13 protein-coding genes are annotated in these 13,993 nt (G+C 64.4%); 3 read left to right on the top strand and 10 right to left on the bottom strand.

Going from position 1 to position 13,993, the window contains the following annotated elements; genetic code table 11:
• Positions 1-15 precede the first annotated feature (15 nt).
• The 5 genes from JQ580_RS10975 to JQ580_RS10955 all read right to left on the bottom strand — a co-directional run bounded on the left by JQ580_RS10975 (position 16) and on the right by JQ580_RS10955 (position 4,635).
• A complete protein-coding gene (locus JQ580_RS10975; protein WP_409363200.1) occupies positions 16-756 on the bottom strand; it encodes an N-acetylmuramoyl-L-alanine amidase in 741 nt (246 codons plus the stop codon).
• Positions 757-809: 53 nt separating this feature from the next.
• A complete protein-coding gene (locus JQ580_RS10970) occupies positions 810-1,706 on the bottom strand; it encodes a TauD/TfdA dioxygenase family protein (protein ID WP_212280055.1) in 897 nt (298 codons plus the stop codon).
• A gap of 148 nt (positions 1,707-1,854) precedes the next feature.
• Complete coding sequence (gene ispG, locus JQ580_RS10965; RefSeq protein WP_212280054.1) at positions 1,855-3,138, bottom strand: flavodoxin-dependent (E)-4-hydroxy-3-methylbut-2-enyl-diphosphate synthase; 1,284 nt, start codon at positions 3,136-3,138, stop codon at positions 1,855-1,857.
• Positions 3,139-3,150: 12 nt separating this feature from the next.
• On the bottom strand, positions 3,151-4,104 hold the full coding sequence (locus tag JQ580_RS10960; protein WP_212280053.1) for a DMT family transporter: 954 nt from the start codon (positions 4,102-4,104) through the stop codon (positions 3,151-3,153).
• A gap of 36 nt (positions 4,105-4,140) precedes the next feature.
• Positions 4,141-4,635, bottom strand: a complete 495-nt coding sequence (locus JQ580_RS10955) for a Fur family transcriptional regulator (protein WP_212280052.1) — start codon at positions 4,633-4,635, stop codon at positions 4,141-4,143.
• A gap of 154 nt (positions 4,636-4,789) precedes the next feature.
• Here JQ580_RS10955 and JQ580_RS10950 point away from each other — a divergent pair, with 154 nt between their 5' ends.
• From JQ580_RS10950 to JQ580_RS10940, 3 genes are read left to right on the top strand one after another with little or no spacing between them, the layout of a single operon-like run.
• Positions 4,790-5,272 (top strand): MarR family winged helix-turn-helix transcriptional regulator, encoded by a 483-nt coding sequence (locus tag JQ580_RS10950; protein WP_212280051.1) that lies wholly within the window; start codon positions 4,790-4,792, stop codon positions 5,270-5,272.
• Complete coding sequence (locus JQ580_RS10945; RefSeq protein WP_212280050.1) at positions 5,265-6,440, top strand: HlyD family secretion protein; 1,176 nt, start codon at positions 5,265-5,267, stop codon at positions 6,438-6,440. The genes JQ580_RS10950 and JQ580_RS10945 overlap by 8 nt, the downstream gene beginning before the upstream one ends.
• A 4-nt stretch (positions 6,441-6,444) precedes the next feature.
• Positions 6,445-8,001 carry an MDR family MFS transporter gene (locus JQ580_RS10940; protein WP_106947511.1) on the top strand — a complete coding sequence of 519 codons (1,557 nt, stop codon included), beginning with the start codon at positions 6,445-6,447 and terminating at the stop codon, positions 7,999-8,001.
• 77 nt (positions 8,002-8,078) lie between these two features.
• Here JQ580_RS10940 and JQ580_RS10935 read toward each other — a convergent pair whose 3' ends face one another.
• The 5 genes from JQ580_RS10935 to pcaF form a co-directional block, all read right to left on the bottom strand.
• On the bottom strand, positions 8,079-9,143 hold the full coding sequence (locus JQ580_RS10935) for a phosphotransferase (RefSeq protein ID WP_212280049.1): 1,065 nt from the start codon (positions 9,141-9,143) through the stop codon (positions 8,079-8,081).
• Positions 9,144-9,221: 78 nt separating this feature from the next.
• On the bottom strand, positions 9,222-10,910 hold the full coding sequence (locus tag JQ580_RS10930) for a methyl-accepting chemotaxis protein (RefSeq protein ID WP_212280048.1): 1,689 nt from the start codon (positions 10,908-10,910) through the stop codon (positions 9,222-9,224).
• Positions 10,911-11,164: 254 nt separating this feature from the next.
• A complete protein-coding gene (gene pcaG / locus JQ580_RS10925) occupies positions 11,165-11,767 on the bottom strand; it encodes a protocatechuate 3,4-dioxygenase subunit alpha (protein WP_212280047.1) in 603 nt (200 codons plus the stop codon).
• On the bottom strand, positions 11,768-12,469 hold the full coding sequence (gene pcaH / locus JQ580_RS10920; RefSeq protein WP_212280046.1) for a protocatechuate 3,4-dioxygenase subunit beta: 702 nt from the start codon (positions 12,467-12,469) through the stop codon (positions 11,768-11,770). It abuts the gene before it with no gap.
• 260 nt (positions 12,470-12,729) lie between these two features.
• Positions 12,730-13,938, bottom strand: coding sequence for a 3-oxoadipyl-CoA thiolase (gene pcaF, locus JQ580_RS10915; protein ID WP_212280045.1), 1,209 nt, complete (start codon positions 13,936-13,938; stop codon positions 12,730-12,732).
• Positions 13,939-13,993 lie beyond the last annotated feature (55 nt).

Here is a 13,993-nt window from a genome sequence, read left to right as displayed (position 1 = left end):
GCGCAGCGGTGCAATCTACCGCCGCGCGCAAAACTCCCCTATGGCCGACGCCACCGCCGCCGCAATCGTCTCATGCCGCTCCGGCGAGTTCATTGCCATTTCCTCGTCGCGGTTGATGATGGAGCCGGCCTCGAGCAGCACTGCGGCACTGCTCGTCCGCGACAGCACGACGAGATTGTCGTAGCGATAGACGCCGACATCCTTGTCGAGCAACTGGCGCCGGTAACGGCCCATCAGCGGCAAGGTGTATTGGCTGGCATATTGCAGGCCCTGCTCCTTCAACTGCCTGCCGATCATCCGGGCCAGCAACAGGCTGGTGGCGAAGCGTAAATTCTGCTGCGACACGAACAGCGAGTGGCCCGAAAAGCGGTCGCTGAAATAGCTCTTCGCGCCATCGAACTCCCAGGTCTCGAGGAGTTTGTCCGGCACCGAATCGTGGTGGATCGACAGGAAGAGATCGGCCCGGCCGTCATTCGCGGCACTGACACGCTTGAACAGGCTCGGCCGCGCCTTGCCATCCGTGACGAGAAGCCGTGTCGCCGCGAAGCCTTCGTGCCTGAGTTTGGTGGTGACCAGTCTCGCGAGCCTGAAGTTGAAGCCGAATTCGGGATCGTTGCGAGCGCTCAGCGCGCCGTAGGATTCCGGGGTGTGGCCGACGTCCACGACGATCCGGAATTTGTGCGGCTCGCATGCCGCCGGCGCGGTCGCTCTCGACCTCGCCGGCTTGGGTGCGCCGGCTGCCCACGCAACGTCGATTGGCGAAAGCAACAGCGGGATCAGCGAGACCGCGATAGCACGCCTCGACGTTCTCACACCGGCCGCTCCCCCTTCACGGTCACCCGCGTCCCCGAGCGCGTATGCGGCCAGTAGTCCCACATCGCGCGGTGCTGGGTGCATCGGTTGTCCCAGAACGCAATGGCGTTCTCGGTCCAGCGGAAGCGGCACTGGAACAGCGGGTTCTCGGCGTGCTGGTAGAGATAGGCGAGTATCGCGTCGCTCTCGTCGCGCGGGATGCCGTTGATGTGGCGGGTGAAGCCGCGGTTGACGTAGAGCGCCTTCCTGCCCGTGACCGGATGCGTGCGCACCACCGGATGCTCGGCGCTCGGATAGGACGGTCGGTCGGCGACGCCGTAATTCGCGTAGAGCCCGCGATAGATCGGCTCACCGTCATGCAGCGCGGTGAGCCCATCGAGATAGGCCTTCATGCGATCGGACAGCGCCTCGTAGGCCGCGTACATGTTGGCGAACAGCGTGTCGCCGCCGCGCGGCGGGCATTGCTTGATGTAGAGGATCGAGCCCATCGGCGGTTCGAGATCGCAGGACACGTCGGAATGCCAGCCCTCGCCATTGGCCCGCGGCGAATTCTTGTCGGCATAGATCTTCATCAGCGCGGGGTCTTCGTCCTCGTGGGGCGCTGCAGGATGAAAATGCAGCTCGCCGAACTTGCGGCCGAAAGCCAGATGCTGCTGCGGCGTGATGTGCTGGTCGCGGAAGAAGATGACGAGGTTTTCGGCGAGCGCGCGGTGGATCTCGTCCATCTGCTGGTTGGAGCGGCTATCGCCGTCGACGACCTTGCCGATGTCGACGCCCGAGATTTCCGCGCCGATGATGGGGGTTAGCTTTTCGACCGCAATCGTTTCGAAGGGTGCGCCGTCTTCGGTCGTGTGGCGATAGCGCGGACCCTGCTTGCCGGCGAGTGAGCTCATTGGCGTGTCTCCCGATCAGTTTTGATTGGGAGCATCGTAGCAATGTCAGGCGCGTTCGCGAAGCGTAACCAGCCACTTCGCGCGCGCAAAAAATAAGGCGGGTTACGCTGCGCTAACCCGCCTTATGAATCCGATGTTGAAGAAACGCCTACTCCGCCGCCGTCACCGGCACCTTGGCGCCCTGGCCATAGCGCTGCTCGATGTAGTCGATCACCAGCGCCTTGAAGTCGGCGGAGATGGTGGGCCCGCGCAGGGTGCGGAACTTCTTGCCGTCGACGAACACGGGCGCGGCCGGGGCTTCGCCGGTGCCGGGCAAGGAAATGCCGATATTGGCGTGCTTGGATTCGCCGGGGCCGTTGACGATGCAACCCATCACCGCGACGTTGAGTTCTTCCACGCCCGGGTATTTCGTCTTCCAGGTCGGCATCTCGTCGCGGATGAAATCCTGAATCGAGCGCGCCAGCTCCTGGAACGTGGTCGAGGTGGTCCGGCCGCAGCCGGGGCACGCCGCGACCAGCGGCACGAAGGTGCGGAAGCCCATGGTCTGCAGGAGCTCCTGGCCGACCTGCACTTCACGGGTGCGGTCGCCGCCGGGCTCCGGCGTCAGCGAGATGCGGATGGTGTCGCCGATGCCCTGCTGCAAGAGGATGCCGAGCGCGGCGGAGGACGCCACGATGCCCTTGGTGCCCATGCCGGCCTCGGTGAGACCAAGGTGGATGGCGTAGTCGGAACGGCTGGCGAGATCCTGGTAGACTGCGATCAGATCCTGCACCGCCGAGACTTTCGCGGAGAGGATGATGCGGTTCTTGGGCATGCCGAGCTCTTCGGCGCGCGCCGCCGAGAGCAGCGCGGACTGCACCATGGCCTCGCGCGTCACCGCGCGCACGTCGCGCGGATTGGCAGAGGCGGCGTTCTCGTCCATCAGCTTGGTCAACAGCTCCTGGTCGAGCGAACCCCAATTGGCGCCGATGCGCACCGGCTTGTCGTTCTTGTTCGCGATCTCGATGATGTCGGCGAACTGGGTATCGCGCTTGTCCTTGAAACCGACATTGCCGGGATTGATGCGATACTTGGCGAGCGCCTCGGCGCAGGCCGGATAGGCCGCAAGCAGCTTGTGGCCGATATAGTGGAAGTCGCCGATCAGCGGCGTGTTGATACCGCGCTTGGCGAGGCCGTCGCGAATGTGCGGAACGGCGGCCGCGGCTTCCTCGCGATCCACGGTGATGCGGACCATTTCGGAGCCGGCGCGCGCGAGCGCTGCGACCTGGGCAATGGTACCGTCGATGTCGGCGGTATCGGTGTTGGTCATCGACTGCACGACGATCGGTGCACCGCCGCCGACGGCGACGTCGCCGACCTTGACCTGGGTGGTGTGATGGCGCGGCGCGGGCCCCGCGATGTCGGAATCGATGGTGGTTTCGAGCTTGTTCATGGGGTCCAAATATCAGGTTTTGGTGACGTTCAGCAATGCATCGGGCGGCGCCGCAGCGACTTGGCTCGGACGGTTAACCAGAAAAAGCCCAGCAATTACAAGGACAGCTGCCGCCCCGAACGCCAAGCTTAGGGTGTCATGCATGATGAAATAGCTACCGACCACGCCAAACAAAGGGGTGATGAAGGTAAAAGCCGACAATTTGCTGGCCGAATAGGTCTTCACCAGAGCGAACCAAAGCGTGAACGTGGTTCCAACCACCCAGATCGCCTGAAACGCCATCAGGCCGAGCGACAGCGGCGCCGGGGTGTGCGTGATGGTCTCGCCGAACAGCCAGGCCGCCAGTGCCAGGATCGGGATCGAGATCGCGACCTGATAGCCCAGCGCCTTCTCGGGCGCTGCGAACCGCAGGCGCGTCCCCTTGGCGACCAGTGTGGTCGCCGCCCACAACGCGGCGCCGCCGACGATCATGAGGTCGCCGAGCAGGACATGCGTATCGACATTGGGCTGCGGCACGCCGATCGCAAGCGCGACGCCGGCAAAGCTGATGGCGAGACCCAGCCATTGCGATGCGCCGAGCCGCTCGCCGAGTACCTGGTAGGAGCCGAGCGCAACGAAGAACGGCGCGGTATAGAGGAACACCACCGCGCGCGACGCCGAGGTGAGGCGCAGCCCCTGGAAGATCAGCACGAATTCGATACCGAACATCAGCCCGGCGATCAGGCCCGGCTTCCAAGTGCCGTCATTCTCGAAGAATTTGACGCCGCGAAACGTGCCGATGAGGAAGAGGACCGGCAGCGCGCCCGCGGAGCGGATCGTGGCCTGCAGCATCGGCGGAATGTCCGGCAGCACCAATTTCACCGCGATCTGGTTGAACCCCCAGGTCAGGCACAGCATCAGCATCAGAGCTATGGCGCCGGCACTAAGGGGGCGTGCGGCGGAGGAGTTGGCTTGTGGTGAGGACATATCTTCCCGAAAACCGGCTTTGCGCCGTTGTTGGCTTTATGCAGCTTTCTGACAATGGGTGCAGATGCCCGTGATCTCGACCACGGACAGCTTGGGTGCGAAGCCTGAACTGCGCGCGGCAACGTTGATATCGTTGGCAAAGGACGCCGACGGGATCTCGCCGACCAGCCCGCAGCGCTCGCAGATCAGGAACGCCACCGCCGACGTCGCGTCGTGGTCGTGGGCGGCACAGGCGAGATAGGCATTGCGGCTTTCGATGCGGTGCACCAGGCCGTTGGCCATCAGGAAATCGAGCGCACGGTAGACCGTGATCGGCGCCGGCCGCGCCATCGACTTTGCCAATTCGTCGATCACCTCGTAGGCGCCGAGCGGGCGGTGGCTGGAGAGCAGCGCCCCCAGCACATGCCGGCGTATCGGCGTGAATTTCTGCGAGCGCTGCTCGCAAACGGCCTCGGCATGCGCCAGCGCGTCTGCGGTGCAGCGGCCGTGATCATGGTCGGGCGCGGGAAAGGCCGGCTTTGCGAGGGTCATACCACTGCCTTCTAGCATTTCGAGCGCGGAACCCAAAGCAGGACGGCGGCGCTGCTGACAGCCATGCTCTTGCTGCGGGACAGCATCGCGTTCACCAGCCATGAAAAAATCATGAGCTTGCTTATTATATTCAAGCTCATTGGAGACAAAGCTTATGACCCGCGGGTCCGTCGACCAGAACTTCCTCTTCACGCTGGGCGAGCTCTACCGCCTCCTGCGCGTCTATGCCGACAAGGAGGCTTCGCGTTTCGGCATCACCCGCGCGCAATGGGCGGTGCTGGCCAAGGTCGAGCGCAGCGAGGGCATGAAGCAGTCGGAACTCGCCGAGCTCTTGGAGATGCAGCCGATCACGCTGACCCGCCTGATCGACAAGCTCTGCGACAGTGACTGGATCGAGCGTCGCAGCGACGCTTCGGACCGCCGCGTCAAGCGGCTTTATCTCAAGAAGGCCGGCCGGCAATTGCTGGGCCGGATGAGCGGGTTGAAGTCCGAGCTGACGGCCAACGCGCTGGACGGCATCACGCCGGCCGACGCCCATCGCCTGCTCACCCAACTCGAAACCATCAAGGAAAACGTGCGCACCGCGATCCAGACCAGCAGCGCGGAACAGGCGCGCAAGGAGCAGCGCTATGGCTGACCAGGTACTCAAGTTCCAGCCCGAGCAGAAGACCGACAGCGGCAAGCCGACCAAGAAAGCCGGCACCAATCCGCGACGCCGTCTGGTCGCAGGCCTGCGGCGCTATCGCCGCTTCCTGCTTCTGGTCGTGCTGCCTCTCGTCGTGGTCGTCGGCGGCCTCACCTTTTATCTGCATGGCGGCCGCTATGTCGGCACCGACGACGCCTATGTCGGCGCGCAGAAAGTCCTGGTGACGCCCGATATCTCCGGCAAGATCCTGAAGGTGGTCGTGAAGGAAGGCCAGTCGGTCAAGCGCGGCGACGAGCTGTTCGAGATCGACCCCGTTCCGTTCCGCCACGCGGTCGACGAGGCAAAGGCGCAACTCGCCCAGACCCGCACGACCTATGACAATCTCGTCGCCAACATCAAGATCTATGGCGACATGCTCAACCTTGCCCAGCAAGGCATCGATCTGAAGCAGCGCGACGTCGAGCGCAAGCAGGCGCTGGTGAAGAACAATTTCGGCTCGCAGCTCGATCTCGACAACGCTTCGAATGCGCTGGTCACCGCCGGCGCGCAGGCGCAATACATCAAGCAGCAACTCTCCAATGCCAAGACGCAGCTGCTCGGCGATGCAGCGTTGCCGCTGGAGCAGTTCCCGCCCTACGCACAGGCGAAAGCCAAGCTGGACGACGCACAGCGCAACCTCGACCATACCGTGCTGCGCGCACCGATGGACGGCGTCGCGACGCAGGTCGAGCAGATCCAGCTCGGCCGGTTCGTCACCGCCGGCACGCCCGTCTTCTCCATCATCGACGTCGCTCACCCCTGGGTCGACGCCAACCCGAAGGAGAGTGATCTCACCCACGTCACCGAAGGGCAGCCCGTGACACTCGAGGTCGACGCTTTCCCGAACCACGTCTTCAAGGGCAAGATCGGCTCGCTCTCGCCCGGCACCGGTGCGCAATTCGCCATCCTGCCGCCGCAGAACGCCACCGGCAATTTCGTCAAGGTCGTGCAGCGCGTGCCGATCCGAATCTATTTCGACGAGACCGACAAGTACGTGCGGAAGCTGAAGGCTGGCATGAGCGTCTATGCCACCATCGACACCGGCCACAAGCGCTCGCTCGCCGGCCTGCTCGGGCTGTCGGCCACCGCTGGCCAGGACAAAGATCAGGACAAGGACTGATCCGATGGCGGAGTCCAATCCCGCTTTGATGGTTCCCGGCCTGCGCCGGAACATGGTGACGATCTGCGCCATGACCGCGACCATCATGCAGGCTCTGGACACCACCATCGCCAACGTCGCCCTGCCCTATATGCAGGGCACGCTGTCGGCCTCGCAGGACCAGATCAACTGGGTGCTGACCTCCTACATCGTCGCCGCCGCGATCATGACGGCCCCGGTAGGGTGGATTGCCAACCGCTTCGGCCGCAAGCGCATCTTCATCATCTGCGCAGCCGGCTTCACCATGGCTTCCGTGCTGTGCGGACTGGCGCAGGACATCAACCAGATGGTGCTGTTCCGGCTTCTGCAGGGCGTGTTCGGCGCAGCCCTGGTACCGCTGTCGCAATCGGTCATGCTGGACTATTACACGCTGCAGGAACGCGCCAAGGCGATGTCGATCTGGGGCATGGGCGTGATGATGGGCCCGATCATGGGCCCCTCGCTCGGCGCCTGGCTGACCGAGACTTATTCCTGGCACTGGGTGTTCTTCGTCAACCTGCCATTCGGCTTCATCACCGTGCTCGGGCTGATCGTCTTCATGGACGAGACGGATCGGAATATCAGCCTCAAGTTCGACTGGTTCGGCTTCGCCGCGCTGGCGGTGGCGATCGGCTCGCTGCAGCTCGCGCTCGACCGCGGCGAGCAGCTGGGCTGGCTGGAATCCAACGAGATCCTGGCGGAGTTCATCGTCTCGGCCGTCGCCTTCTATTACTTCCTCGCGCACTCCTTCACGACCTCGACGCCGTTCATCCGTTTCGCGCTGTTTCGCGATCGCAACTTCGTCACCGGCTGCATGTTCATGGTCGTAATGGGGCTCGTGCTGTTCTCGACCATGGCGCTGGCCTCGCCCTACATGCAGAACGTGATCGGCTATCCCATCATCACCGCCGGCCTGCTGTTGGCGAGCCGCGGCTTCGGCACCTTCTTCGCCATGATGCTGGTCGGCCGCATGATGCGCTATGTCGAAGCGCGCACGCTGATCATCTCCGGCCTGACGCTAACCGCCGGCTCGCTGTTCCAGATGACCGGCTGGACCGATTTGACCCAAGTGCCGGAGATCGTCACCGTCAGCGTCATCCAGGGCTTCGGCTTCGGTCTCGTCTTCGTGCCACTCTCGACCGTGGCGTTCCTAACGCTCTCGAACGAGTTGCGCACCGACGGCACCGCGATGCTGACTCTGATGCGCAACGTCGCGAGCTCGGTCGGCATCTCCGTGGTGATCGCGCAGCTGACGCAGGGAACGCGGCGGACCTATGCGATCCTGTCCGAGCACATCAATCCGTTCAACCATGCACTGCAGATGCCCGACGTCAGGGGCCTGATCAACCTGTCCACCGACGCCGGCCGCGCCATGGCCGACAGGATGGTGAGCGTGCAGGCGCAGATCATCGCCTTCGCGCACGACTACCAGCTGGTGATGCTCTTCGTCCTCTGCACCATCCCGCTCGCCTTGCTGATCGGCTCGACCAAGGCCACGCTGCGCAAGCAGGCGGCGGGGCCGGAACATGCGGTGATAGAATAGAGGTCGGAATCGCGCCGCGGACGCAGTGCAGCGCTTCTTCAGCGGTGCGCCGGAGAGCCAGGGCCCCAGGACACGACCTATCCCAGCAGCTCCTCACAGCCCAGATCATCCACGGCCGCAAATATCCGCTCCAGATTATTCCACCAGATCACCGGCGGAATGTTGATGCTCCACTGCCAGACAGGCCGCGTGATCTGCCAGAGCACCGCCCAGCGGTAGTCGCGATCGAGCGCGCCGCGCGTGTAGCCGGCGATGCCGCTTTCGATCAGCGTGTCATGGTAAAGATTGAGCAGCAAGCGTTCGAGCGCCTGCCGCCGCTCCGGATACCAGTGCATCGCCATCATGTAGGCGAGGTCGTGGGTTGGAACGTTGATGCTCCACAGATCGAAATCAAAGATGCGCACGGTGTCGGCGACGCCGGCGCGTGGCAGCAGAAAATTCCAGACATGGGCATCGCCATGGGTGATGCTGAGATGACGGCGTGAGTGGTAACGCTGGGACAGTCGGTCCGACTGATCGATGAGGCGGCGATAGAGGGTACGCCGTTCCTCGCTGAGACGGTCCCCGAGAGAATCGGCAAAGCGGTCGTAATGACTCGCGAAAGTCTCCATGCGCTCCGTGCCGTCGTCAGGGCCCGCCCAGCTGCCGACGGCGTCGCCGAGGCTCGGATGGTCCCACCACGCCGCGTGCCAGCGCGCGAGGGTGGTCACGATCGCGATCGCCTGATCGCGCGATGGCGGCAGCGGCCAGGCCGCCGCGACGGCGTGACTGTCCGTGAGGTCCTCGAGCAGGAGATGCCAGGCGGGGCTGTCTTCGTCGAAATGTCCGTCGAAGCAACGGGGCACGAGCCCCGGCGGCATGCCCGGCGTCAGCTCCGTGTAATAGGTCACCTCCTGCCGGCCGCCATTGGCGAGCTTCTCGGCGAATGCTGCGTTCGCCGTCTTCAGGATCAACGATTGCGGCGCGCCGCCGGAATCCCCGACGTAGCGAAGGCCAAGCCGGGTGATATGCGACACGACGGTGTCGCGCTGATGCAGCACCTTCACCTCGCGAACCGCGCCGGCGTCCAGCACGCCGCCTCGCCGTAGCGCAGCCGTCAGCCGGGCTGGCTCAACGACATCAGGCAGTTGTGGAGGTGTCATGAAATTCACGATGCCCCTAGTCCCCGCGTCATAACTTCACGATCGCAACTCACGCACCGGCGGCCGAACCGACGCCGATCAAGCCGCCGCAGTCGAGTCACGCACGGTCCGCACTACGACGGACCGAAGCTGCTCGAGATTGTCCGCCATGCCGGCGATCGCCTGCCGGACCTCGGCGGCGCGCTCGTTCACGGCAGCAGCGTCGCGGCTGACATTGCCGATCTTCGCTGAAACCTCCTTCGCCGCGGACGCCGATTCGGAAATCGACCGCGAGATCTCCCGGGTCGCCGCGTCCTGCTCTTCCATCGCGGCGGCAACCGAGGTCGCGACGCCGTCGATCTCGACGATGTGGCCGCCCATGGTCTCGACGGCATCGACCGCGGCCTGCGTCGAGGTCTGGATCTCGGCAATCAGCCGCCCGATTTCCTCGGTGGATTTGGCGGTCTGGTCGGACAAGGACTTCACCTCGGCGGCAACCACGGCGAAGCCGCGGCCGGCTTCGCCGGCGCGCGCCGCCTCGATCGTGGCATTGAGCGCCAGGAGGTTGGTCTGGCCGGCGATGCCGCCGATGAGGTCGGAGACTTCAGCGATTTTCTTCACCGATCCGGCCAGCGCCTGGATGGTCGAACGCGCCTGCTCACGGCCGGCGACCGCCGATTTCGTGACGGTGCTGGTCCGTGTGACCTGGCTTGCGATCTCGCGGATCGAGGCGCTCAGCTCTTCGGCCGCGGCCGAGACGGTCTGCGTGCTACCGAGGGCCTGGGTGGAGGCCGCCGCGACCGCCTGCGACTGCGCGGAGAGCGACTTGGCGATCTCGGACAGGCTGGACGCCGCCCGCTCGACGCCTTGCGTCGCCGCCCCCGCGGTGTCGACCGATCGGCCGGTCTCGCGCTCGACGATCTCGGCCATCTGGTGCAGGGCGGAGCGCTTGGCAAGCGCCGCCGCCTGCTCCTGCCGCAACTGCTCCTCGCGCAGGCGGGAATTCTCGACCGCCGCCTGCCTGAAAACCACGAGCGCGCCCGCCATCGAGCCGACCTCATCCCGGCGGTGCGCGAACGGAATGTCGGCGGCCAGATCGCCGGTCGCGAGCTTCTGCATCGTGTCCGTCATGCGCACGATCGGGCGCACCACACCGACGGCAACACCGAGCAGGCCCGCGGCAATGAAAGCCAGGACGGCGGCGGAGACACCGAAGAGAATAAAGAGCATGGAGCTGTCACGGTCCGCGGCCAGCTTCTCCATGTCGGCATTCTGCTTGTTGGCGCTCTCGACGATGCTGTCGATCACCGCGCGATGCGCGGTGTAGGCGTCCTTGAGCTGCGCATAGATGCGCTCGGACGCCGCTGCATCCTTGGCCTTGAGGGCCGGCAGGAGCAGGTCGGACGCCTTCCAGAATTTCTGTACCTCGGCATCGGATTTCGACACCAGCGCGGTTTTCAGGTCAGCCGAGAGGCTGGAGGTAACCCAAAACGCCTTTCGCTCGTCGTAGTCCTTGCGAAGCTGGATCAGGCGTTCGGCGTGGGCCGCCAGTTGGTCCGGCTCGCGCATGGCCAGGGTCGCCTCGAGATAGGCTTCGATGACATATTCCGGCGGCGGCAGGATGTCCGCGATGAGGTCGTTGCCGAGCTTGATATCGGAGTAGAGCGGTCCGCCGACCTTGAGCTCCCGCAGGGTATAGAGGCTGGTCGAGACCACCGCGGCAAAGCCGATGGCCAGCACGATCCCGAATGCGAAAATCGCGGAGGACAACGACAAACGAATCTTCATGAAATATTCCAGGGCGCGCGCCTAAACCGCGTGGAGCCTAGATCAATATGGTAAATACGGGATTGCATCCCGGGAAAGTCCCGGAAGAAAAGCTCCGCAAAACTACGGGCGCACAACCTCGCGCAATCGGTTTTCGGTCAATGACACTGACGCACAAGCGCGGATGCAGACCTCTTAGAGCCTGATCCAATACTGCGGTTGCGCAGGATCAGAAACGCATGCGGGGCACTGCAGTGTCACCGACACGCGGTATCTCACACGTCGAAGAACACCGTCTCTTCACCGCCTTGCAGGCGCAGGTCGAGCCGGTACACAGCCTGGCCAGCCACGCGCGCCGCGATCAGCGTAGCGCGGCGATCGGCAGGCACCAGCGCCAGCACCGGATCGGCGGCGTTGCCGGCCTCGTCGCTGAAATAGATCCGGGTATAGAGATGCCGCAGCATGCCGCGGCCGAATACTGCAACGAGGACATGCGGCGCCTGCGGCTTGCCGTCGGGATCGGGCACCGCACCCGGCTTGATGGTGTCGAACGCGTAATTGCCGTCCTTGTCGGTGCCGCAGCGAGCGAAGCCGCGGAAGCTTGCATTCGGCAGCGCACGCTTGTCCTGCGGGTCGGCGAAGCGGCCTTGCGCGTCCGCCTGCCAGATCTCCAGCATGCAATCCGGCACGGCAGCGCCGTCACCGTCGAACACGCGACCCTCGATGCGGATGCGCTCGCCGGTGACGTCGGGCGTCAGCGTCGAATTGGTGAACGCGTCGTTCCAGGCATATTCGCCGTTCGGGGTCAGGCCGTATTTGAAGAACGGTCCGACGGTCTGCGATGGGGTGATCCCGCTGGGCTTCACAGAATCCTGCACTTAATGGTTCTCCATGGGCGTGGCGTTCTTGCCGCGCAGCACGATGTCAAAGCGGTAGCACAGCGCCCATTCGGGCTGGGTGTTCTCGAGATCGAACGAGGAGACCATCCGCGCTCGCGCCTTCTCGTCCGGCACCGAGTTGAAGATCGGATCGAACGGGAACAGCGGATCGTTCGGAAAATACATCTGCGTCACGAGGCGCGTGACAAAGGAATGGCCGAACACCGACAGATGGATGTGCGCGGGACGCCACGCATTGTGGTGATTGCCCCAGGGATAGGCGCCCGGCTTGATGCTGACGAAGCGGTAGTAGCCGGCGGCATCGCTCACGGTGCGGCCTGCGCCGGTGAAATTCGGATCGAGCGGGGCCGGGTGCTGGTCGCGAACATGAACGTAGCGGCCGCAGGAATTGGCCTGCCAGATCTCGACTAGCGAATTCGGTACGCCGCGGCCGTCCTCGTCGCGCACATGGCCGTGCACGATGATGCGTTCGCCGATCGGCTCGCCCGCATGCTGGGTGGTGAGATCGTTGTCGCCCTCGCGCACGGTCTCGTGGCCGTACACCGGACCGGTCAGCTCCGACAACGTGTGGCGCATCGGGATCAAGGCCTTGTTCGGCGCGCGCTTGATCGAGCTCTTGTACTCGGGCGACAGCGGCAACGGATGCGCCTTGTTGCTGTCAGTGCGATAGATGAATGTCATTGGCGAATTCCTCCCCGGCCGTTTGGTCCGGCCGGACAACTTCCGCCAATCATTATAGGATATAACTAATCTAGGGAAGCGGGTTTCGGGGACCCTGGCTCCTCGCTCCCGGGATGGCCGGGCTTGTCCCGGCCATCCACGGTCTTCGTGCGGCGCCAGGAACGTGGATGCCCGGGACATCTGCGCGAAGACACGCTTCGCGCTTTTGCCCGGGCATGGCGAGTTCGTGGACGGCTCACTGCTCTCGAAGAGAGGATGCTCTAATTCAGCTTTTCGATCGCAAGTGCCACGCCCTGGCCGACGCCGACGCACATGGTGGCGAGCGCGAGCTTGCCGCCGCGCTTCTCCATGCCGTGGACGGCGGTGAGCGCGAGGCGCGCGCCGCTCATGCCGAGGGGGTGGCCGAGCGCGATCGCGCCACCATGCGGATTGACGAAGTCGGCATCATCGGCGACGCCGAGCTGGCGCATGCAGGCGATGCCTTGCGAAGCGAACGCCTCGTTCAGCTCGATCAGGTCGAAATCGCTGATCTTCTTGCCGAGCCGTTCCATCAGCTTGCGGGTTGCCGGCACCGGGCCGATGCCCATGATGCGCGGCGGCACGCCGGCCGAGGCAAGGCCGAGGATGCGCGCGCGGGGCGTGAGACCATGCTTCTTCACGGCAGCTTCAGACGCCAGGATCATCGCGGCCGCGCCGTCGTTGACGCCGGATGCGTTGCCGGCGGTGACCGTGCCAGGGTTGCGCACGATCGGCTTCAGTTTCGCCAAGCCTTCGAGCGTGGTCTCGGGACGCGGATGCTCATCCTTGTCGATGGTGATGGGGCCAGCCTTGCCGCCGGGAATGGTGATCGGGGTGATTTCTTCCGCAAAATAGCCGGCCGCGATCGCCTTACCAGCACGCTGCTGCGAGCGGATCGCGAAGGCGTCCTGGTCGGCGCGCGAAACCTGGAATTCCTCGGCGACGTTCTCGCCGGTCTCCGGCATTGCATCGACGCCGTACTGCGCCTTGAGCAACGGATTGATGAAGCGCCAGCCGATCGTGGTGTCGAAGATCTCGGCGGAGCGGGAGAAGGCTTCCTGCGCCTTGCCCATCACGAAGGGCGCGCGCGTCATGGATTCGACGCCGCCGGCGATCGCAAGCTCGATCTCGCCGGAACGGATAGCGCGGCCCGCGGCACCGACCGCGTCGAGCCCGGAGGCACAGAGCCGGTTCAGGGTCTGGCCGGGAACCGAGTCCGGCAGCCCGGCGAGCAACAGCGCCATGCGCGCAACGTTGCGGTTGTCCTCTCCGGCCTGATTGGCGCAGCCGAAAAAGACTTCGTCCACCTGCGCCCAGTCGAGATTGGGGTGCTTGGCCATCAGCGCCTTGATGGGCGCGGCAGCCAGATCGTCGGCACGCACCTTGGCGAGTGAGCCGCCGAAACGGCCGATCGGGGTCCGCACGGCATCGCAGATAAAGACGTCACGCATCGCTGTTCTCCCTGAATGCCGCGGTCCGGCCAAAATTCTTCAATGTCGGCGGAGT

Origin of the sequence: Bradyrhizobium sp. SZCCT0148 (assembly GCF_018129985.1) — a bacterium.
GTDB classification, from domain to species: domain Bacteria; phylum Pseudomonadota; class Alphaproteobacteria; order Rhizobiales; family Xanthobacteraceae; genus Bradyrhizobium; species Bradyrhizobium japonicum_H.
Note: the sequence above shows the minus strand (reverse complement) of the source record. Positions and strands in the feature narration are given on the sequence as shown.